Annotated in this window: 23 protein-coding genes; 12 read left to right on the plus strand and 11 right to left on the minus strand. The window is 58.3% G+C overall.

Annotated elements, in window-relative coordinates:
- The first annotated feature begins 117 nt into the window (after positions 1–117).
- The 4 genes from RYC18_RS17130 (at position 118) to RYC18_RS17145 (ending at position 4,376) form a co-directional block, all read left to right on the plus strand.
- Positions 118–1,761 (plus strand): phosphoethanolamine transferase, encoded by a 1,644-nt coding sequence (locus RYC18_RS17130; RefSeq protein ID WP_117139799.1) that lies wholly within the window; start codon positions 118–120, stop codon positions 1,759–1,761.
- Between the two features lie 188 nt (positions 1,762–1,949).
- A complete protein-coding gene (gene rnd, locus RYC18_RS17135) occupies positions 1,950–3,083 on the plus strand; it encodes a ribonuclease D (protein ID WP_316886519.1) in 1,134 nt (377 codons plus the stop codon).
- Positions 3,080–3,373: a YcgL domain-containing protein gene (locus tag RYC18_RS17140; protein WP_003407219.1), complete on the plus strand. Its 294-nt coding sequence runs from the start codon at positions 3,080–3,082 to the stop codon at positions 3,371–3,373. Before rnd ends, RYC18_RS17140 begins: the two co-directional genes overlap by 4 nt.
- Positions 3,374–3,443: 70 nt before the next feature.
- A complete protein-coding gene (locus RYC18_RS17145) occupies positions 3,444–4,376 on the plus strand; it encodes a D-2-hydroxyacid dehydrogenase (protein ID WP_004664280.1) in 933 nt (310 codons plus the stop codon).
- A 65-nt stretch (positions 4,377–4,441) separates the two neighbouring features.
- Here the strand turns inward: RYC18_RS17145 and RYC18_RS17150 are convergent, their stop codons facing one another.
- Positions 4,442–5,035 (minus strand): nitroreductase family protein, encoded by a 594-nt coding sequence (locus RYC18_RS17150; protein WP_004657710.1) that lies wholly within the window; start codon positions 5,033–5,035, stop codon positions 4,442–4,444.
- A 211-nt stretch (positions 5,036–5,246) separates the two neighbouring features.
- Between RYC18_RS17150 and RYC18_RS17155 the strand changes: the two genes are divergently transcribed.
- Positions 5,247–5,696 carry a YcgN family cysteine cluster protein gene (locus tag RYC18_RS17155; protein WP_002552606.1) on the plus strand — a complete coding sequence of 150 codons (450 nt, stop codon included), beginning with the start codon at positions 5,247–5,249 and terminating at the stop codon, positions 5,694–5,696.
- Between the two features lie 4 nt (positions 5,697–5,700).
- Here RYC18_RS17155 and RYC18_RS17160 read toward each other — a convergent pair whose 3' ends face one another.
- The 7 genes from RYC18_RS17160 to RYC18_RS17190 all read right to left on the minus strand — a co-directional run bounded on the left by RYC18_RS17160 (position 5,701) and on the right by RYC18_RS17190 (position 12,573).
- The gene (locus RYC18_RS17160; protein WP_002552607.1) at positions 5,701–6,081 is read right to left on the minus strand and encodes a DUF2892 domain-containing protein; all 381 of its coding nucleotides are present in this window, start codon (positions 6,079–6,081) and stop codon (positions 5,701–5,703) included.
- 98 nt (positions 6,082–6,179) lie between these two features.
- A complete protein-coding gene (locus tag RYC18_RS17165; RefSeq protein WP_002552608.1) occupies positions 6,180–6,680 on the minus strand; it encodes an RNA methyltransferase in 501 nt (166 codons plus the stop codon).
- 74 nt (positions 6,681–6,754) lie between these two features.
- Positions 6,755–7,639 carry a copper resistance protein B gene (locus RYC18_RS17170; protein ID WP_057402096.1) on the minus strand — a complete coding sequence of 295 codons (885 nt, stop codon included), beginning with the start codon at positions 7,637–7,639 and terminating at the stop codon, positions 6,755–6,757.
- An 11-nt stretch (positions 7,640–7,650) separates the two neighbouring features.
- Positions 7,651–9,429, minus strand: a complete 1,779-nt coding sequence (locus RYC18_RS17175; protein ID WP_316886520.1) for a copper resistance system multicopper oxidase — start codon at positions 9,427–9,429, stop codon at positions 7,651–7,653.
- Between the two features lie 85 nt (positions 9,430–9,514).
- Complete coding sequence (locus RYC18_RS17180) at positions 9,515–9,889, minus strand: YajD family HNH nuclease (protein ID WP_002552611.1); 375 nt, start codon at positions 9,887–9,889, stop codon at positions 9,515–9,517.
- A 66-nt stretch (positions 9,890–9,955) separates the two neighbouring features.
- Complete coding sequence (locus tag RYC18_RS17185) at positions 9,956–10,432, minus strand: cyclic nucleotide-binding domain-containing protein (RefSeq protein ID WP_002552612.1); 477 nt, start codon at positions 10,430–10,432, stop codon at positions 9,956–9,958.
- A gap of 80 nt (positions 10,433–10,512) precedes the next feature.
- Positions 10,513–12,573 carry a S9 family peptidase gene (locus tag RYC18_RS17190; protein WP_316886522.1) on the minus strand — a complete coding sequence of 687 codons (2,061 nt, stop codon included), beginning with the start codon at positions 12,571–12,573 and terminating at the stop codon, positions 10,513–10,515.
- 131 nt (positions 12,574–12,704) lie between these two features.
- Between RYC18_RS17190 and RYC18_RS17195 the strand changes: the two genes are divergently transcribed.
- The 3 genes from RYC18_RS17195 (at position 12,705) to RYC18_RS17205 (ending at position 14,614) form a co-directional block, all read left to right on the plus strand.
- Entirely contained in the window at positions 12,705–13,181 is a 477-nt protein-coding gene (locus RYC18_RS17195) for a hypothetical protein (protein WP_005740964.1), read from the plus strand.
- A gap of 76 nt (positions 13,182–13,257) precedes the next feature.
- Positions 13,258–14,046, plus strand: coding sequence for a class II glutamine amidotransferase (locus RYC18_RS17200; protein WP_005782804.1), 789 nt, complete (start codon positions 13,258–13,260; stop codon positions 14,044–14,046).
- Between the two features lie 43 nt (positions 14,047–14,089).
- Complete coding sequence (locus RYC18_RS17205; RefSeq protein ID WP_005782803.1) at positions 14,090–14,614, plus strand: DUF2937 family protein; 525 nt, start codon at positions 14,090–14,092, stop codon at positions 14,612–14,614.
- A 61-nt stretch (positions 14,615–14,675) separates the two neighbouring features.
- Here RYC18_RS17205 and RYC18_RS17210 read toward each other — a convergent pair whose 3' ends face one another.
- Both RYC18_RS17210 and RYC18_RS17215 read right to left on the minus strand, forming a co-directional pair.
- Positions 14,676–15,854: a vWA domain-containing protein gene (locus RYC18_RS17210; RefSeq protein WP_004664285.1), complete on the minus strand. Its 1,179-nt coding sequence runs from the start codon at positions 15,852–15,854 to the stop codon at positions 14,676–14,678.
- 39 nt (positions 15,855–15,893) lie between these two features.
- Positions 15,894–16,739 carry an AAA family ATPase gene (locus RYC18_RS17215; protein ID WP_002552618.1) on the minus strand — a complete coding sequence of 282 codons (846 nt, stop codon included), beginning with the start codon at positions 16,737–16,739 and terminating at the stop codon, positions 15,894–15,896.
- 205 nt (positions 16,740–16,944) lie between these two features.
- Here RYC18_RS17215 and RYC18_RS17220 point away from each other — a divergent pair, with 205 nt between their 5' ends.
- Together RYC18_RS17220 and RYC18_RS17225 are read left to right on the plus strand one after the other, a co-directional pair.
- Complete coding sequence (locus RYC18_RS17220; protein WP_044317730.1) at positions 16,945–17,175, plus strand: DUF4160 domain-containing protein; 231 nt, start codon at positions 16,945–16,947, stop codon at positions 17,173–17,175.
- Positions 17,172–17,660 carry a DUF2442 domain-containing protein gene (locus RYC18_RS17225; protein ID WP_004657733.1) on the plus strand — a complete coding sequence of 163 codons (489 nt, stop codon included), beginning with the start codon at positions 17,172–17,174 and terminating at the stop codon, positions 17,658–17,660. The genes RYC18_RS17220 and RYC18_RS17225 overlap by 4 nt, the downstream gene beginning before the upstream one ends.
- Here RYC18_RS17225 and RYC18_RS17230 read toward each other — a convergent pair.
- Entirely contained in the window at positions 17,657–18,724 is a 1,068-nt protein-coding gene (locus tag RYC18_RS17230) for a DUF748 domain-containing protein (protein WP_005740961.1), read from the minus strand. The genes RYC18_RS17225 and RYC18_RS17230 overlap by 4 nt on opposite strands.
- 126 nt (positions 18,725–18,850) lie before the next feature.
- Between RYC18_RS17230 and cysK the strand changes: the two genes are divergently transcribed.
- A complete protein-coding gene (gene cysK, locus RYC18_RS17235; protein ID WP_002552621.1) occupies positions 18,851–19,825 on the plus strand; it encodes a cysteine synthase A in 975 nt (324 codons plus the stop codon).
- Between the two features lie 177 nt (positions 19,826–20,002).
- The gene (locus tag RYC18_RS17240) at positions 20,003–20,941 is read left to right on the plus strand and encodes an aspartyl/asparaginyl beta-hydroxylase domain-containing protein (protein WP_005782799.1); all 939 of its coding nucleotides are present in this window, start codon (positions 20,003–20,005) and stop codon (positions 20,939–20,941) included.
- Positions 20,942–20,961: the final 20 nt, after the last annotated feature.

Consider the following 20,961-nt stretch of genomic DNA (forward strand, 5'->3'; position numbering starts at 1 on the left):
CCCAATCCTCTCACCGTTTTCACATAAAATTGATGAAGCGCTGCCTACAGTGCGCGCCATCGGGAGTTATCTGGCTCCTGAATGCCCGATGCATATTAATTCGATAAGCAGACCACGATGCCGACACCCAGAACTGTTCGTCCAGAGGTTGTTACCTTACTTGCCAGCGCCTTTCTGTTACTGGGTTTCAATATAAATCTGTGGCAGCATCTTTTCGCGATTACCAGCTCCGATGCCAAAGGCCTGGCCATGCGCTTTGCATTCGGGCTGATGATTTTCTGCGTATTCAATATCGTTCTGACGCTGTTGGCATTTCGCCGTGTGTTTAAGCCTGTGGTGATCGCTCTGTTTATGATCAGCGCCGGGGTGGTGTATTTCATGACCGAGTACGGTGTCATGATTGACGCCGGGATGTTCCGAAACTTTGCCGAAACCAACGTGACGGAAGTGCAGGGGCTGCTGTCTTTTAAACTGGCGTTGTATATCGTTCTGTTGGGTGTACTGCCTTCGCTGATTCTGTGGAAACTGCCGATCAGCTACCGTCGCTGGCACCTGGAACTGTTCAGCAAGCTGGTGGTAGGCGTGGTCTGTTGCGTGGCAATAGGCGGCGTTGCGCTGGCGAATTATCAAGGTTTGTCCTCGTTGTTCCGCAACCATCACGAATTGCGCCTGATGGTCGTGCCAAGCAATTACATCGGTGCCTCGCTTGGCTACCTGAGCGAGCAAGTGATCTCCGCACAGCGCCCGTTCGTCAAGATTGGCGAGGACGCCAAGCGGTCGGCGGACTGGGCCACGCATGCCCGCAAGTCGTTGACCGTATTGGTCGTGGGTGAAAGTGCCCGTGCCGAAAACTTCGGAATTCTTGGCTATGGTCGCGACACCACGCCCAACCTGAACAAGGAGAGCGGGTTGGTGGCGTTTACCGATGTTTACTCGTGCGGCACCGAAACCGCAGTGTCGGTGCCGTGCATGTTCTCCAACATGGGTCGAAAGAACTACAACGCAACCAAGGCTCGTAATCAGGAAGGTTTGCTGGATGTCCTGAAGCGTGCCGGTATAGAAGTGGTGTGGCGTGATAATCAGGCGGGCTGCAAAGGGACCTGTGATCGAGTGACCTTCCAGGATGTCAGTAATCTCAAGGACCCGCTGTTGTGCAGCAGCCATGAATGCCGCGACGAGATACTGTTGCAAAACCTGCAGGGTTTTATCGACAGCCTCGACAAGGACACTGTTCTGGTGCTGCACCAGATGGGTAGCCATGGCCCTGAATACTTCAAGCGTTACCCTAAAGAGTTTGAAAAGTTTACGCCGGTGTGTGAAAGCAATGCCTTGAACAATTGCAGCCGGGACAGCATCGTCAATGCCTACGACAACACACTGTTGTATACCGATCACGTACTGGCCACGTTGATTGATCTGTTGCGCAGTAATCAAAACAAGGTCGACACTGCCATGGTGTACCTGTCGGACCATGGTGAGTCGCTTGGCGAGTACAACTTGTTCTTGCACGGCACACCGTATGTGCTGGCTCCTGATCAGCAAAAGCATGTGCCGATGCTTATCTGGTTGTCCGATACCTATCAGAAGTCCTTTGCAGTCAGCCCGGAGTGCCTGGCCAAACAGCGCAATGCGCCGTTGAGCCAGGACAATCTCTTTCATTCAATGCTCGGCTTGTTGAAAGTCGACACTCAGGTCTACAACCCAAGCCTGGATATGTTCGCCGGGTGCCGCACTGAGCTGGCGGCCGCTGACAAGCAGTAAAATCTGTGCTTGCTCAGGATAGAGATCGTTTCCACGCTTGCGTGGGGACGCTCATCCTTGGCCCTTTTGCCAGGCAACAGTTCCTCCTGTCCGTCATTTGCGTGAAGATACGCCAGACCGGGACGACAGACGCGCGATAATCTCCCATCACGATATATACTGCGCGCCATTGTTGAAGGGAGAGCCGTGTGGCCATCGATATTCACTGGATTCGCGACGACGACAGCCTCGCCCGGCATTGCGCAGAATGGCAGTTGCTGCCTTTTGTCGCGCTCGACACCGAGTTTATGCGGGTCGATACTTTTTACCCGATAGCAGCGTTGCTGCAGATTGGCGACGGGCAAAGCGCCTGGCTTATTGATCCTTTGCTGATCAACGACTGGCAGCCGCTGTCTGCGCTGCTCGAAAACCCCGACGTCATCAAGGTAGTGCACGCGTGCAGCGAGGACCTCGAAGTTTTGCTGCGTCTGACTGGCAGCCTGCCGGTGCCGTTGTTTGATACCCAGTTGGCAGCCGCTTACCTGAACCTCGGTTTTTCCATGGGCTATTCGCGTCTGGTGCAGGAGGTCCTCAACATCGACCTGCCCAAGGGCGAAACCCGTTCTGACTGGCTGCAACGTCCGCTGTCGGAAACGCAGATCAGCTATGCCGCTGAAGATGCAGTGCACCTTGCCGAGCTTTTCTCCATCCTGCGTCCGCGTTTGTCCGATGACAAATACGCCTGGCTGCTGGATGACGGTGCCGAACTGGTCGCCAACCTGCGCCGCGAAGTTGACCCGTACGATGTCTACCGTGAGGCCAAATTGGCCTGGAAGCTGTCCCGCGCCCAATTGGCGGTGCTGCGTGAGTTGTGTGCCTGGCGTGAGCGCGAGGCGCGCGCCCGCAACCTGCCGCGCAACCGCATTGTGCGTGAGCACTCGCTGTGGCCATTGGCCAAGACGCAGCCGGATAACCTCGCTGCACTGGGGCGTATCGAAGACATGCACCCCCGCACCGTTCGTCATGACGGCGAGTTTCTGCTTGAGCTGATAAAGACCGCAGGCACGCTTCCGCCAGAAGAGTGGCCGCCTGCATTGCCTGAGCCACTGCCCATTGATGCGGCCGGGTCGATCAAGCGTCTGCGTGCAATCGGTCAGCAATACGCCGAGCAACTGGACATGGCCCCGGAGTTGATGCTGCGCAAGAAGACTCTCGAAGCGCTGCTCAAGAGCGGCTACCCCGACGGTCCTTACCAATTGCCCGACTCGCTGCGTGGCTGGCGTCGCGAGTTGATGGGTCAGGCGCTGCTGGACAGCCTGGCCACCCCCGGAGAACAGTCTTGAAGCGTATCTGCTCGATTTATCGCAGCCCGAAAAGAAACGAGATGTACCTTTACGTCTTGAAAAGCGATGTCCTCAAACGCGTGCCGCCTGAACTGTTGGTTGCGTTTGGCAAGCCGGTTCATGCATTTGACCTGGTCCTGAGTCCCGAGCGTGCGCTGTCGCGCGAGGACATCAATGTGGTGCTGGAGAATCTCGACAGCCAGGGCTATCACCTGCAGATGCCCCCTGCCGAAGATGACTACATCGAGCATTTGCCGGAAGAGCTGCTGCGCCGCAACGATCCGATGTAATAGTTGCTCACGTTGTAAAGCGGTCCACATCGCCGTGGGCTGCCTGTCCTGTTTTTAAGGTTTTTGAAACATGCGCGTTCTGATTGCCGAGCACGATTATCACGTTTACACCCAATTGTTGCGCAAGGCTGCGCCTGATCTGGAAGTCTTCAGCACGGGCGACTCTGCCGAGCTGTCGCGAATGGCCAGCGATTGCCCGGTCTGGCTGGGACAGCCGGACCTGATGGCCAACCTGCTGCGTCAAGGGCACAAGCCTCAGTGGCTGCAATCCACCTGGGCGGGTATTACGCCACTGCTGGCCGACAGCCTGTCGCGCGAATATCGCCTGACACGTGCAGTCGGGATTTTCGGTCAGGTCATGGCCGAATTTGTTTTGACCTACATGCTCGGCCACGAGCGTGAGGTGCTGGCGCGTTTGATGAGTCAGGTCGAGCGCAAGTGGGACAATCGTACTGGCCAGAGTCTGTCTGGTCGCAAGGTATTGATCGTGGGCGCCGGTGATATCGGCCAGCGTGTTGCCGAGTTTCTATTGCCGTTCGGTGTGCAGGTTTACGGCGTTGCCTCCAGTGCGCGCACTCAGGCGCCGTTCATCGAGGTAACAGCGCTGTCTGACATGACGCGGCTGCTTGGCGAGATGGATTACGTCATCAATCTACTGCCCAATACACCTGAGACCCACGACCTGTATGACGCGAAGCTGTTCGCCAGCTTCAAGCCAACGGCGCTGTTCATTAACGTTGGGCGCGGTGTAGCGGTTGTGGACGCAGATCTGGTCGAGGCGTTGAAGGAAGGCCATCTGGCCGGTGCGGTCATTGACGTCTGCCGTCAGGAGCCTTTGCCGCAGCGCCATCCATTCTGGACGGCCTATGGTCTGCTGTTGACCGGTCACAGTTCGGCACCGACATCGCCGGTAGCCATGACCGAGCTTTTCGTTGAAAACCTCAAAGCGTTTCAGGCTGGAGAAGCACTGCGCGGAGAGGTCGATTTTTCGCGAGGTTATTGAAGCCGTTGCGAACGAGCCGACGTTTAGGCGTCGGCTCGTCGGCATCGATTGCAGAGAACAGTCAGTTACAGCGAAAAATCACCTTCAGCGGCCAGTTCTGCCAGTGGCTTGCGCGGGCTTGGCGCTTCGCGGCCTTGCAGGTATTCCGGCAGTGTCGACTTGTCACCGATCTTGCCGATGGCCACCGCGGCGTGCAGTGCGTAATCCTCGGGAATGTTCAGCTCCTTGCGGGTCAGGTCCTGATCGAAGCCCGCCATGCCGTGGGTGTGCCAGCCGCTCAGGCTCGCTTGCAGCGCAAGATAACCCCAGGCCGAGCCGGTATCGAAGGTGTGCCACAAGGCCGGGCTTTCTTCGGTTGCGCCTGGCGCGACGAAGGTGGTCTTGGAGACGATGATCACCAATGCTGCTGCATGTTGCGCCCAGTTGCGGTTGAACTCGTTGAGCAGGCCCAGATAACGCTCCCAGTTAGGCGTGTCGCGACGTGCATACAGAAAACGCCAAGGCTGCGTGTTGTAGGCCGAGGGTGCCCAGCGTGCCGCTTCGAAAAAGCTCAGCAGGGTTTCCTGATCGATGCTTTCGCCACTGAATGCACGTGGCGACCAGCGCTCGGTGAATTGCGGGTCGATAGGGTGATCGGCGATGCGAGGGTTCGTGCTCATGAAAGTCCTTGATAGCGAAGGTGAAAAACGAGCGTGGCTTGATGGGCCGTGGTCGGCAGGCATCGCTTGAGCGCACTGGAAACCCCGTTAACGCTACTGTTTTGCCCTGTCGCTGACAAGTCCCGGCTACCGGCAGTCGCAAGTGCTTGGCCCGCACCCCTTGTACCTCTAGACTGACGGCCTTTTCATTTTCGATACCGTTGTCCGAACCATGGCCGCTAAAGTTGAACCCTTCTGGATTCGCAAGACCCTCGACCAGCTCAACACCGAGGAGTGGGAATCGTTGTGCGATGGCTGTGGCTTGTGCTGCCTGCAGAAGCTGGAAGACGAAGAAGACAACAGCGTTTATTACACGCGGATCGCTTGCAAGCTGCTGGACCTGAAGACCTGCCAGTGCTCCGACTACGCCAATCGTCGTGCGTCGGTGCCTGACTGTATTCAGCTGACGCCGGGGCAGGCAGATGAATTCAAATGGCTACCGCCGACCTGTGGCTATCGGCTGGTCAGCGAGGGCAAGGATTTGCCGCTCTGGCATCACTTGGTGTGTGGTGATCGCACGGCTGTGCATCACGAGCGTATCTCCCAGTCAGGCCGCATGCTCAGCGAGAACAGTGTGGCCGAAGACGACTGGGAGGATTACCTGATCTTTCGCGCAGGTTGAGCGTTTAAACGACCGGCTTTGGCTCGGCCAGCGCTTCCACACCTTTGACGGCAGCGTTTTTCACCGCGTTTTCGGCGTCGTCTTTCAGGTTGTTCAACTGGGCACCGGCACGTTCGATAGTCGAGCGGGCGCTGTGCAGGTCGCTGCGACCTTTTTCCACCAGGCTTTTGGCCGAGCAGTGACCGCTGATGCCGCGAGCCAGCACTGCGCCGCCGATGGCCAGTTGGATCAGGCCCAGAAAGCCGCCACGACGGACACCTTTGCCCATCATCAGTACACCGCCAGCCAGTGAGCCAATGCGCTCCCAGCCGTGGACGTTCTGATCAGGGTTGCGCTGCAGCAGTTCAGGTGTGTCGATGCGTTCGATAATCGGGGTGTCGCGCATGATGGCTCTCCATGAGGCGGTAATTCGCAGGAAGTAGGTAGTAAACCGGTTCAGAGAAACTGACTGCTCGCCCGCGACACAGGTTCAATGCTTTTCCGTCAGCGGTCGCTGGCCGGATCGATTTTCTCGCGACCGAACTGTGGCCCAGAGCGGGTATTGATGCCTTTGGCCATACGGTCGTAGAGCACCACGTTGACGGTTGCGGCCAGATTCATGCAGCCCTCGGTCGGGATATAGACCACGTCTTCACACCAGTCGCGAATGTCCTGATCCAGCGAGCCGTCTTCCGGGCCGAAGATATACAGCGCGCGGTCAGGGTGCGTGTATTCAGGCAGGGCACGGGCACCGTCCACCAGTTCGACGGCCACCGGAATACAACCCAGCGGCAGAATGCTCTTGAGGTCTTCGATGCCGATCAGCGGGATGTCCTGATGGATTTTCTTGGTGTCGGTGATGAAGTCCCGCGCACGCTCATAGCGTTTACCGGTATAGAACACCGACGCCACACCGTAGCAGCCGGCTGCTCGCATGACGGAGCCGACATTTTCCGGGGACTTGGGGTTGTAAAGACCGATGCAGGCGTACCGTTTATTGGCCACGGGGAGGGTGCTCTGAAGAAAACCGGGGATTATACGGCAGCGTCAGAGCAATGCCATTTTCAATTCCGACGCTCTCAGAACCACATGCGTAAACCGACGACCAGCCGTGCATCGGCAACGTCCTCGCCGTCTTCGCGTGCGTAATCGGCGGTATTGCCGTAGGACCGATCCCAGGTTACGCCCACGTAAGGAGCGAATTGCGGGGTGATTTCATAGCGCAGCCGAAGACCGAACTCACTGGTCGACAGGCCCGAGCCATTGCCGCGTTGCGGGTCGTTCTTGCCGTAGAAATTCAGCTCGGCAGTGGGTTGAAGAATCAGATTGTTGGTCAGCAACAGGTCGTAGTCAGCTTCCAGGCGCGCCGCGGTCTGCCCGGCCTCACCGATGAATGCGGTGGCTTCGATATCAAGATCCGAAATCGCCTGCCCTTGCAGGCCGAAAGCCGCCCAGGTTTGTGGCGCGCCAGGTTTGAAGTCCTGGCGTGCCCCAGCGACTACGTCCCACGATGAGCTGACGGCATGACCCCATAACGCCTGGATTTCCGCCTCCTCGGTCTTGCCGTTGATGCGCTCGCCCTCTGAACGCAACAGCAAGCGGTCGACATCACCGCCAATCCAGCCGGACAGGTCCCAGGCCAGCGCGCTGCCGTCGTTTGCGTCCTGCCATTCCAGCTTGTCGGCCAGAAAGTAACTGTTGATGGCGCTGTCGTGGACCTGATGCCCGCTATGGCTGGTGTACACCGCAGCCCGGTCGGCGTCGGTGACGGGCGGGATTGGTGTTCGGCTCTGCATGGGGACGGCATTGTGCTCGCTGGCGTCCATAGGCATCGAGTGGCTGCCATGATCCATGCCTTCCATGCCTTCCATTCCGGCAGCCAGCGTGGTTGCCCAGGGTGTTATGGCCAGGCCTGCCGTCAGCAGCAGGGTTGGCAGGCAGGACGAGTTGCGCAATCCATTCACCGGTAAAATCCTCATTCTTCCACCCGCACTTCGCGGAACATGCCCATTTCCATGTGGTACAGCATGTGACAGTGATAAGCCCAACGGCCCAGTGCGTCAGCGGTGACGCGATAGCTGCGGCGTGAACCCGGAGGCATGTCGATGGTGTGTTTGCGCACCATGAACTGACCGTTTTCGTCTTCCAGATCGCTCCACATGCCGTGCAGATGGATGGGGTGAGACATCATCGTGTCGTTGACCAGCAGGATACGCACTCGCTCGCCGTACTTGAGCATGAGCGGTTTGGCGTCCGAGAATTTCACACCGTCGAACGACCAGGCGAATTTTTCCATGTGCCCGGTCAGGTGCAGTTCGATCGTGCGGCTGGGCTCACGACCGTCCGGGTCTTCGAAGGTGCTGCGCAGGTCTGTGTAAGTCAGAACTCTGCGCCCGTTGTTCCTGAGGCCGATGCCCGGATCGTCGAGTTTGGGCGAGGTGCTCATGGCCTGCATGTCGACCAGCGGATTGTTTTGTTCGCTGTCCGGGTGTGACTGCATGGCAGGTGTTTCTTTCATCGGCATCTTGCTATGGTCCATGCCGGGCATCGAGTCATGGCCCATCTTGCTATGGTCCATGCCTGACATGTCGTCCATCGCCGGGGCTGCGCCGTGGTTCATGCTGCCATGATCCATACCCGCCATGCCCACATCATCCATGCTCAGCAATGGGCGTGGATCCAGGGGCGGGACCACGGCATGCAAGCCGGGCCTGCTGGCCAGGGTGCCGCGGGCGTAGCCGGTGCGGTCCATCGACTGGGCGAACAGCGTGTAGGCACCTTCGGCAGGCTCGACGATCACGTCGAAGGTTTCTGCCACTGCGATGCGCAATTCATCGACCGTTACTGGCTTGACGTGCAAGCCATCGCTGGCGACTACGGTCATTTTCAGGCCCGGAATACGCACGTCGAAATACGTCATGGCCGAGCCGTTGATCAAGCGCAGTCGAATCCGCTCGCCAGGCTTGAACAGGCCGGTCCAGTTCATGTCCGGGGCCTGGCCGTTCATCAGGTAGGTGTAGGTCGCGCCGCTGACATCCGCCAGGTCGGTCGGCTCCATCCCCATTTTCGCCCACATCCAGCGATCACGAGTGGTCTCGCTCCAGCCTTTCTCACCGACGTCGTTGATGAAGTCGCCGACAGTACGCTTGTTATTGTTGTAATAATCGGACTGTTTCTTGAGCGTTTTCATCAGTTGAAGCGGCTCTTCGTCGGTCCAGTCGCTGAGCATGATCACGTGTTCGCGGTCGTACTTGAATGGCTCTGGCTCTTTGGCGTCGATCACCAGCGGCCCGTAAACCCCCGACTGTTCCTGAAAGCCCGAGTGGCTGTGGTACCAATAGGTGCCGTTCTGTTTGACCTTGAAGCGATAGACGTACATGCCATCGGCCGCGATACCGTCGAAGCTCAGCCCCGGCACGCCGTCCATGTTGGCGGGCAGAATGATGCCGTGCCAGTGGATCGAGGTGGCTTCGTCGAGACGGTTTTTTACCCTGATGGTCACCGTATCGCCTTCGCGCCAGCGCAACAGCGGGCCTGGAATACCGCCGTTGATCGTCATCGCGGTTCTGGTATTACCCGTGATATTGACCTGGGTTTCGCCGACATACAGATCGAACTCGGTGCCGGACAGCCCGGCCGGCTGACCCGGGTTCGGAACCGCCCATGCCGGACTGCGCCACAGCCCCAGGCCACCGAGGATGCCACTGGCGGCAAGCCCTTTCACAAAGGTTCGTCTTGAGGTACAGGAGGGCATGGCGAAGTATCCGGTCAGTCGGTTGGCCGCAGGTCGAAGACTGCGTGGGTAGGGCGGGGAAATACGGTGGCGGGAAAGTACCGGGTTACTCGTCCTTCTTCATCAATCCCGCCAGCGCGGCGAACGGGTTGTGGGTTGCCTTGGCGGTTTTCGGAGTGCTCAGCGAACCGTCGGCGAAATACTGCTGATCGGTGTAACGCGAGTGCTCGTTGTCGTGGCAATACAGGCACAGCAGCTCCCAGTTGGAACCGTCCTGCGGGTTGTTGTCATGGTTGTGGTCGCGGTGGTGCACGGTCAGTTCGCTGAGGCGTTTGCCAGCGAACTCGCGGGCGCAACGGCCGCAAACGTGCGGGTACATGCGCAACGCCTTGTCGCGGTAACCCATTTCTCGGTCGCGCTGGGCGTCGGCCAGAATGCGGTCCAGCTTGGCAGTATGGGAAGGAGGATTGGCCGTGCTCATGGTGTCACCTGTGCGTGTGCGCATTGAAAGCGGAATATCGGCAAGTTTAGCGCCAGATGGGCAAACTCACACCTGCTGCGACAGTAATTGGCCGTCGACCATGCGCAGGCGCCTGGACAACGAGATGGCCAGGGCACGAATGATCTTGGCGGCGATTTTCGGCGCTTCGTCGAGCATCTTGTCCAGAGAGTCGCGTCCCAGGTTCAATAACTGGCATTGGGTGGCCGCGATACAGCTGGCCGAGCGACGTTCGCCATCCAGTACAGCCATTTCCCCGAACGCCCGCCCGCGCCGCAGAACGGCGATTTCGACCTGTTGACCGTCTGCGGCAAGTTTCTGCACAGACACAGTGCCTTGATGAATGATGCACATGAATGTCCCGGCATCGCCCTCGGCAAAGATGGTCTCGCCTTTTTCGATGTCGGTAATGCTGAAATACCCGGCTACAGTCACGAAGTCGCCGGGCAGCAGCGTGTCGAACAGGCCGCAGTCCAGCAGCATGTCGCGTATGGCGTTGTTCAGGTTGGACAATGGTTCTGACATGGTTCGGTCTTTCAATCCTGATACGAAGGGGGCAGCTCCGTGCCCCCCGATGCTAGTAAGACAGGTGTTTCACGCCAAGTTCATTCGGCGATCTGCAATACCTTGAAGATAAACGCGTACTCCAGCGCCACGTCACGCAACCCTTGATAGCGACCGCTCATGCCGCCGTGTCCGGCACCCAGTTCGGTCTTGAGCAGCAGCAGATTATCGTCGGTTTTGCGGGCGCGTAACTTCGCGACCCATTTGGCGGCTTCCCAATACTGCACACGGCTGTCCTTGTAACCGGCGATGACCAGCATGGCCGGGTACGCCTGAGCGCTGACGTTCTCATAAGGCGCGTAGGACTTGATGCGCTCATAGACCTCAGGCTCCTGCGGGTTGCCCCATTCGTCGTATTCGGTGACGGTCAACGGCAGGTCCGGATCGAGCATGGTGTTCAGCACATCGACGAACGGCACTTCGGCAATTGCTGCCTTGAACAGCTCGGGTCGCTGATTGAGCACGGCACCGATCAGCAGGCCACCGGCGCTGCCGCCGCTGATCACAAGCTGTTCGGCGCTGGTCAGGCCCTGAGCAACAAGGTGTTCGGCGCAGGCAATGAAGTCGCCGAAGGTGTTCTGCTTGTGTTCCTGCTTGCCATTGCGATACCAGGCCTCGCCCAGCTCGCCACCGCCGCGTACATGGGCGATGGCAAACGCCACGCCACGTTCAAGCAGGCTCAGGCGCGCGTGGGAAAACCACGGGTCGAGGCTTTCGCCGTAGGCACCGTAGCCGTACAGATACAGCGGGGTCGCCTTGCCGGCCAGTTCGCGCTTGACCACCAGGCTGATCGGCACCTGAGTGCCATCACTGGCGGTCGCCCACAGACGCTGGCTGACGTAGGCGTCGGCGTTGAAAGTGCCCAGCACCGGTGTTTCCTTGAGCACTACCTGCTCGCCGCTGGCCAGGGTCAGTTGACGCACCTGTGCCGGACGGTTCAGCGACTGATAGCGCAGGCGAATTCTGTCGCTGTCGAACTCCAGGGTGTCCTGCACATACAGGCTGTACGCGGCGTCGGGCAACTGCACGCGATAGGCAGGCAGGTCCTGCGAGCGCACTTCGATGATCGGCAGGCCGCCCTCGCGCAGGCTCAGACTGATGGCCTTCGCGTTGAGGCTCACGCCTTCGAGCATGACCTTGTCATCGTGCGCAACCAGGGTCTGCCAGTCTTCGCGAGCCGGGGTGCCACTGGCGTGTTCCGCTGCGTGATACAGCGCGAAGTTGATGCCGCTCTGATTGCTGCGGATGAACCAGCTCCACACACCATCGAGCAGCCCGTGATCCGGATAATACTCGTGCCCTTCGCTGCGCGGCGCGAGGCAGGTGAAGGCCTGTTGCGGATGATCGGCGTCCAGCACCCAGGCTTCGCTGGTGGTTTTGCTGTTGAGCAGAATGATCAGTTGGCGTTCGGAACTGCTGCGGAAGCAGTGCAGGAAGAATCGACCGTCCGGCTCATCGAACACCAGCTCTGCCGATGCATTGCCCAATGTGTGGCGATGCAGCCTGCCGGGGCGATGGGTCTCGTCCAGCTCGCCGAAAAACAGGGTCTGGCTGTCGTTGGCCCAGGTCATGCTGCCGTCGCAGTCCTCAAACGGCAGGCTGCTGATCTGGCCGGTGCTCAGTTCCTTGACGTAAAGCTGGTACACCTCGTCGCCACTGGTGTCCAGGCTGTAGGCCAGGCGCTGGTGGTCGGGGCTGATGCTGAACGCGCCCAGCGAAAAGAAGCCGCCATCGGCCATGGCGTTCGGGTCCAGCAACAGTTCTTCAAGGCTTTCGTCCACGGTATTGGAGTCGTCGGCCGGGCGCGGGCAGCGATAGTGACGGGCGTATTCATCGCCTTGTGTGGTGCGCGTGTAATAAAGGTACGGCCCCCAAGGGGAGGGCAGTGACAGATCGGTTTCAAGGATACGGCCCTTGATCTCCTGAAACAGGTTTTCGCGCAACCCGGTCTGCTCTGCCAGTTGCTGCTCCTGCCAGGCGTTTTCCGCCTTGAGGTAGTCGAGCACCTCGTCAGTGTCGCGGTTCTGTAGCCAGGCATAGGGATCGGAACCGTCGGCCTTGCGAGCAATCGGGGCGCTGGAGGTTGCATTCGAGAAGGACATGCTGGGCTCTCTGTTTAGGCATCAATCATGGAAATTCGGTACACGCTGAACCGATTACTGAAGCGAGGCAAGCCGCGTCAGGCAAAAGCCGTTATCATAAGCGCCTCTTTACCTGCCTTACCACGGACGTCATGACCGAAAACGACTATCTGATCGCCTGGAGCGTCTACGCCTTCGCCGCGTTGGGTTGCCTGCTGGTATGGTTCCTGATGACCCGCTGGATGTGGCGTTATCTCAAGGAACCGTTGCTGGTAGCAGTCGCGGTGCTGCTGTTTACGCCGACCATGGTCGACCCTGCCAAGGATGCGATGGCGCCAGCCGTGGCGATTACCGCGCTCGACCTGATGTTCAAGGTCGGCAGCAATGTCTGGACCGCTGTGTCGGATCTGGCCATGTATGGCATGTTCGCCTTCGCTGCGTACGCGCTGTTCGTGCTTATCCGCTGGCCGATCGAGCGCAGCCGCAAGGCTCGCCAGCCCCGGCCCGCCGCTCAGCCTGTCGACACAGACCCCGCTGACGAACCGTTTGCCGAGGACGATCATTACCCTCGCAAATCCGCTGCGCCGCTTCCTCCGACCAGGGCTGCGCGAGTCGAACCGCGGTTGTAGATCCCGCTTCGTTGGCATGCGCCGTCATTGTCGGCGCATGACCTGCTGCAAAACGTCTTGAAGCGAGAACCTGAGCATGTGTGAACTACTGGGCATGAGCGCCAATGTCCCCACCGACATAGTCTTCAGCTTTACCGGGCTGATGCAGCGTGGCGGGCGTACTGGTCCGCATCGCGATGGCTGGGGCATTGCCTTCTACGAGGGTCGCGGCCTGCGCTTGTTCCAGGACCCCGCAGCCAGCAGTGAATCTGAAGTTGCGCAACTGGTGCAGCGCTATCCGATCAAAAGCGAAGTGGTTATTGGCCATATTCGTCAGGCCAACGTCGGCAAGGTCTGTCTGTCCAACACACATCCTTTCGTGCGTGAACTCTGGGGTCGCAACTGGTGCTTTGCGCACAATGGCCAGCTGGCGGATTTCACCCCCGGTGCCACTTTCTACAGGCCGGTGGGCGATACCGACAGCGAAGCTGCATTCTGCGACCTGCTCAATCGCGTTCGCGAAGCCTTTCCCGAGCCGGTTGAGGTTGAGCAATTACTGCCTTCACTGATCCAGGCCTGCACTGAATACCGTAGTAAAGGCGTGTTCAACTGCCTGTTGAGCGATGGCGACTGGCTGTTTTGCTTTTGCAGTACCAAACTGGTCCAGATCACCCGGCGCGCGCCGTTCGGCCCGGCAAGGTTGAAAGATGTCGACGTGATTGTCGATTTTCAGGCTGAAACAACGCCGCACGACGTGGTGACTGTGATCGCCACCGAGCCATTGACCGAGAACGAAAACTGGAAGCGCTATGAACCGGGCCAGTGGAGCCTGTGGCGCAAGGGTGAGTGCGTGGCGCAAGGCTCGGTCGAGACAGCAGTGCAGTAACAGCGCCTCCACCGGCATACTGGATAAAAGAAGAGGGATATTGATGCTGCGAAGTTATCTGCGATTGGTCCTGTTCACGACAGGCCTGCTGTTCGGGGTACAGATCCCCGGATTCATCAGTGATTACAGCAAGCGTGTCGAAGCGCATCTGATCGAGGCGCAACAGGCCGTCAAGGGCTACACCGCTACTGCGCAGCAGTTCTTCAAGGGCGATATACAGGCGCTGATCCAGCACTATCGCAGCAGCGAAGACCCGGTTTTCCGAGCCGATGCGGACAACATCGATACGTTGATGAGTCGTACCCATATCCTTGAGCGTCAGTGGCTCGGACTCCAGGGACCGTGGTATTCCAAAGCCCTGTTCGTCGTCACGTCTGCCGATGCGGATATTCGCCGGGAAACGTTCAACGGTTATACATGGCAAGTCCTGCTGGCCCCCGAAGTCATTGCCTGGGGCATCATCAGTGCATTGCTGCTGGCCCTTGCGGTGGAAAGCATCGGGCTGTTACTCGGCTGGGTGATCCACGGTGGACGACGCAAGCCGCAACTTGAGCGGGACTGGCGTTGATCGCTGGAGAGGGTAATAACGAGAACGGGCGTTGCGTAGAGTCAGCACGCGCCCGTCATGCTTATTTCGCCAGATGACGCATGCCTTCCTCCAGGCCGCGCAGGGTTAGCGGGTACATCTGTCCTTCAATCAGGTCGCGCACGATATGCGTGGACGTGGTGTAGTCCCAGGCATCCTTGGGGTAGGGATTGATCCAGATGATCTTCTTGAATTTGGCCATGAAGCGCTGCATCCATACATAGCCTGCTTCTTCATTCCAGTGTTCGACGCTGCCACCGGGCTGGGTGATTTCATACGGTGCCATTGAAGCGTCGCCGATGAAAATCACTTTGTAGTCTGCGCCGTACTTGTGCAGCAGGTCTTGAGTGGCGGTCCGCTCCGAGCCGCGGCGCAGGTTGTTCTTCCACACCGATTCGTAGATGAAATTATGGAAGTAGAAATACTCCATATGCTTGAACTCGGTCTTGCAGGCCGAGAACAGCTCTTCGCAGATCTTGACGTGCGCGTCCATCGAACCGCCGATGTCGAACAGCAGCAATAATTTGATGGTGTTGCGCCGCTCAGGGCGCATCTGAATGTTCAGCAGGCCCGCATCGCGAGCGGTGTGATCAATGGTGCCGTCGATGTCCAGTTCATCCGCAGCGCCCTGGCGGGCAAACTTGCGCAGACGGCGCAGGGCCACCTTGATGTTGCGCGTACCCAGCTCGACCTGATCGTCCAGGTTTTTATATTCGCGCTGATCCCACACCTTGACTGCCTTGCCCTTGCGTTCCCCTGCGTCGCCGACACGAATGCCTTCAGGGTTATAGCCCCCCGAGCCGAAAGGGCTGGTGCCACCTGTGCCGATCCATTTGTTGCCACCGGCGTGGCGTTCCTTCTGTTCTTCCAGACGCTTCTTGAATTCCTCGATCAGCTTGTCGAGGCCGCCGAGGGACTGAATCTGCGCGCGTTCCTCGTCACTCAACGAGCGCTCGAACTCTTTGCGCAGCCAGTCTTCGGGGATCAATGCCTGCAAATGATCGTCGAGATTTTCCAGACCTTTGAAATACGCACCGAAGGCCCGGTCGAACTTGTCGAAATGGCGCTCGTCCTTGACCAGAATCGTGCGCGCAAGAAAGTAGAACTCATCGATATCGGCAAAGATAACCCGCTGTTTCAGCGCATTGATCAGGTCCAGCAATTCACGCAGAGACACCGGCACTCTGGCCGCGCGCATTTCGTTGAACAGGTTGAGCAGCATGGCTGTCGCCCTTTTACGTAACGGGGTTGATGGAGGCGCTCAACGGTTGCCGCGGCGGCTCATGAACGCCAGACGCTCAAGCAAATGCACATCCTGTTCATTCTTGACCAGCGCCCCGGCCAGCGGCGGGATCGCCTTGGTCGGGTCGCGCTCACGCAGTACGGCTTCACCGATGTTGTCGGCCATCAGCAGCTTCAGCCAGTCCACCAGTTCGGACGTGGAGGGCTTCTTCTTCAGGCCCGGCACTTTGCGCACGTCGAAAAACACGTCCAGCGCTTCGCTCACTAGGTCTTTCTTGATGTCCGGGTAATGCACGTCGACGATGCGTTGCAGCGTGGCACGGTCCGGGAAGGCGATGTAGTGGAAGAAGCAGCGACGCAGGAAGGCGTCCGGCAATTCCTTTTCGTTGTTGGAGGTAATGATGATGATCGGGCGCTTTTTGGCCTTGATCGTTTCATCGATTTCGTAGACGTAGAACTCCATCTTGTCGAGTTCCTGCAACAGGTCGTTGGGGAACTCGATGTCGGCCTTGTCGATCTCGTCGATCAGCAAAATGACCCGCTCATCGGACTCGAAGGCTTCCCAGAGCTTGCCCTTTTTCAGGTAATTACGTACGTCGTGGACTTTGTCGACGCCCAGTTGCGAGTCACGCAGACGGCTGACGGCATCGTATTCGTAGAGGCCCTGATGTGCCTTGGTGGTGGACTTGATGTGCCAGGTGATCAGCTTCGCGCCAAAGGACTCGGCCAGTTGCTCGGCCAGCATGGTCTTGCCGGTGCCGGGCTCGCCCTTGACCAACAGCGGACGCTCCAGCGTGATTGCCGCGTTGACCGCCAGCTTGAGATCGTCAGTGGCGACGTATGCCGGGGTGCCTTCGAACTTCATGATCAATCCTTTTCACGTGGGTAGGCGCAGCCTGTCGGCGCGCACACCGTAACAGGGACAAGCAATGCCGGAACTATAACGTGGCTGCCGGACGGCTGTGAACGCAGACGCCTCATTCAGTTCTTGAATGGGGCGTCACGCAGTGACCGGGTCGAAATTGTAACGCTGCTTTCTGTATGGCTAATTTGGCTATACCATACACTTCATGTCGACTAAATACAGATTCAGGGATAAATACAGGATTCAGTTGAGGGAAAAAGACCACCTGCCGCCGCATGTGCATCTGACCGGTGGTGGTCTGGATGTACTGATTTGCCTTGAGCTCGTAGAGCCCATGCGCGGACATGCCCCGACTGTTGTGCTTAAGGAAGCTCTCGAATGGATACGAATTCACCGCGACGAACTGATGGAGGAGTGGAAACGATGGCATCCATGAAACGACCCCGGCTCAAGGATGTTCAGGCGCAGTCCGGATACCGGCTGGCCCTGACATTCATCGACGATCAACAATTCGTCCTCGACATGAGCGCTGATGTGCAGGCTTTTCCGGGGTTACGACCCTTGATTGCTGCTGAAGCTTTCGCCCACGCCCAAGTGGGCGATGATGGCTGGACGGTTGAATGGCCGGAACTGGATATCCAGATCGGTGCGGATACCCTGTATCTCGACGCTCAGGCTCAAGCTGCCACCGACGAAAACACGCGTATTTTCATCGGGTGGCGTGCCCGCACGGGTTTGCCCTTGGCTAAGGCCGCACAGGCGTTGGGTGTCAGCCCTCGCAGTATCACTCGCTACAGCAACTCTCGCGAAGCTACGCCACGTACCCTTGCGCTGGCTTGCCTGGGCTGGGATGCATTGCAGCAACAGGCACATGCCGCCGAGGAGCGGGGCGTTTATTCCGTGGATAAAAAAAACCACTAAGACCCCTTGCTGCTCTCATACCGCGCATTAAATGCCTGTACGAAGGCGTTGCGCAGAATCTGCAGAAACGCCTGGAAGCCGCTGATGTCCTGCTGATGGACGCTGCCGCTCAGGTCGACACGGGTGGCGAACTGGTTTTCCCGCTGGTTTTTCAACACGGTTTCGCTGGTGCCGACCAGCGCTTCCCAGATCGAGCGGAAAACGCCCTTGTCCTTGTTCTCGACGTCCTGATGCCAGTTGAACACGTCCACGTTGCGTAGCAGGGGCTTTATGTAGCCGCTGAGCTGCCCTTTATCCGCTTGCGCTTCAATCACAAGATCGCCGTCACCGGCGTTAAAGTCGAACTTGCCATACGCCGACGAGAAGTCGTTGAGCTTCTTGAGCTGAATGCCGGTGGCGCGCAGTTTGAAGTCGAAATCTTCAAAGTTGCTGAACGGATCGAATCTGGCGGTGCTCTCCAGATCGGCATGGCCCAGCAGACGTGCCTTGCCCTTGAACTCGGCATCGCGGTTGCCTTCCACGTCGACCACGTTGGTCAGGTTATAGATGCTGGCATTGACCTGATCCGCCTCGATTTTTACTTTGGGCGTGGAGTTGAAGTTATTGAACGTGATGCGCCCGTTATCGATGCGCAATTCGTTGAGGGTGATGGGTAGCAGCTTGTCCATCTGGGTACGCCAGTCGGTGCCCTGACCGGTCTGCGAGTTCTGCTTGCTCCCGCCGTCCACGAAGTTTATCTGCGGGCCAGTGAAGAGGGCTTTCGCGACCACTGCATGGTCATACCAGAGTGAATGCCAGCTGACAGCCAGTTCGATCATCGGTGCGTCGAAAAAGGGCACCGGGACCTTGCCATCGGTCTTTACGATCTTCAGTCCCTTGATCCGGTAAGCCCCTCGCCATAGTGCGAGGTCTACGTCGGTGATCTCACCTCGGTAGTCGCCCATGTCGGCCAGTTTGTCGTTCAGATAGTCGCGCACCAGATAGGGCAAGGCGATATTGATCGCGATCAGCAGAACTACCAGAGCGGCCAGGGTCCATAGCGGCCAGCTGTAGCGACGTTTCATGACATGAGTCTCCTGTTTCAATGAGGGATTGACTACGCACGCGGTCATCCGTTCGGTCAGACTGGACGCCCCAGGGCTGGCGGCATAGGCTTTGGGTCTTTAACCGATGTGCACAAGGACACTTTCATGAGCCGTATCTACGCTGATAACGCCCATTCCATCGGTAATACGCCGCTGGTGCAGATCAATCGTATTGCGCCACGCGGTGTCACGATTCTGGCCAAGATCGAGGGGCGTAATCCGGGCTACTCCGTCAAGTGCCGTATCGGCGCCAACATGATCTGGGACGCTGAAAGCAGCGGCAAACTCAAGCCCGGCATGACCATCGTCGAACCGACCTCGGGCAATACCGGGATTGGCCTGGCATTCGTTGCCGCCGCCCGTGGTTACAAATTGATGCTCACCATGCCCGCTTCCATGAGCATAGAACGTCGCAAGGTACTCAAGGCGTTGGGTGCCGAACTGGTGTTGACTGAACCGGCAAAGGGGATGAAAGGTGCGATTGCCAAGGCAGAAGAGCTGCTGGCGGGCGATCCGGAAAAATATTTCATGCCCGCACAGTTCGAGAACCCGGCCAACCCGGCCATCCATGAAAAGACCACCGGCCCTGAAATCTGGGCGGACACCGACGGCGCTATCGACGTACTGGTGGCAGGCGTCGGGACTGGCGGGACTATCACCGGTATTTCCCGCTATATCAAGCACACCGCAGGCAAGCCGATCCTGTCGGTTGCGGTCGAGCCAGACGGTTCGCCGATTATCACCCAGGCGATGGCCGGTGAAGAGATCAAACCCAGCCCGCACAAGATTCAAGGCATCGGTGCCGGTTTCATTCCGAAAAACCTCGATCTGTCGATTGTCGACCGGGTAGAGCGTGTCACCGATGAAGAGTCCAAGGCCATGGCCCGGCGTCTGATGCAGGAGGAGGGCATTCTCTGTGGTATTTCCTGCGGCGCGGCCATGGCGGCAGCCGTTCGTCTGGCTGAAAAACCGGAGATGCAGGGCAAGACTATCGTGGTGATCCTGCCTGACTCTGGCGAACGTTACCTGTCCAGCATGCTGTTCAGCGACCTGTTTACCGATCAGGAGCTTTCTCAGTAACACATCTTCGCAAGTGTGCACTTCATGCGGGCAACGCAAGGGTTTATGATGGCCAGCTTACGCGTCACCGGACGATTATCTCTGTTCGTCCGGTGCTTGCGGTCCTTCATTCAGAATCATGCATCAGTACTGCCCGCGTGACGTTTGGCGTTATCTGCCCGCTTCAAGGAGAGCTTCATGACCCTTTCATTTGTTGCCAAGGCATCGATCCTGATGCTGTTTCTGGGCAGCACGCTGTACGTTCATTTGCGCGGTCGGGCCCGGCTGCCCCTGTTGCGGCAGTTCGTCAACCATTCGGCATTGTTCGCGCCTTACAACGCACTGATGTACCTGTTTTCCCGTGTGCCGTCCGAACCTTATCTGGATCGCAGCAAATTCCCTGAGCTGGATATCCTCAAGGACAACTGGGAAACCATTCGCGACGAAGCCATGCACCTGTTCGATGAAGGCTACATTCGTGCGGCCGAGAAGAATAACGACGTCGGTTTCGGCTCGTTCTTCAAGAAGGGCTGGAAGCGTTTTTATCTGAAATGGTATGACAAGGCACTGCCATCTGCCGAAGCGCTGTGCCCGAAGACCGTTGAGTTGGTCAACAGCATTCCCAACGTCAAAGGCGCGATGTTCGCGCTGTTGCCGGGCGGCAGCCACCTCAATCCGCACCGCGATCCGTTTGCCGGTTCCCTGCGTTATCACCTGGGGCTGTCCACGCCGAACTCCGATGACTGCCGGATCTTTGTCGATGGCAAGGAATACGCCTGGCGTGACGGCCAGGACGTGATGTTCGACGAGACCTACGTGCACTGGGTCAAGAATGAAACGCCGCAGACCCGGGTGATTCTGTTCTGTGACGTCGAGCGTCCGCTGACCAACCGCTTCATGACGCGTGTGAACCGCAGCGTCAGTGCGTTTTTGGGCCGCGCAACCGCGCCGCAGAATCTGGACGACGAGCGGGTCGGCGGGATCAATCAGGCGTATGCGTTCAGCAAGCGCTTCAGCGACGGCTTCAGTGGCAAGGTCAAGCAGTTCAAGCGCGCCAATCCCAAGGCTTACCGCGTTTTGCGGCCTGTGCTGGCGGTAGTGGTGCTGACATTGTTGGGCTACTGGTTGTTTGGTTAAGCAACCGCTTTGATCCGGTT

The sequence above is a fragment of the Pseudomonas syringae group sp. 247E2 genome, from assembly GCF_032587795.1.
GTDB classification, from domain to species: domain Bacteria; phylum Pseudomonadota; class Gammaproteobacteria; order Pseudomonadales; family Pseudomonadaceae; genus Aquipseudomonas; species Aquipseudomonas amygdali.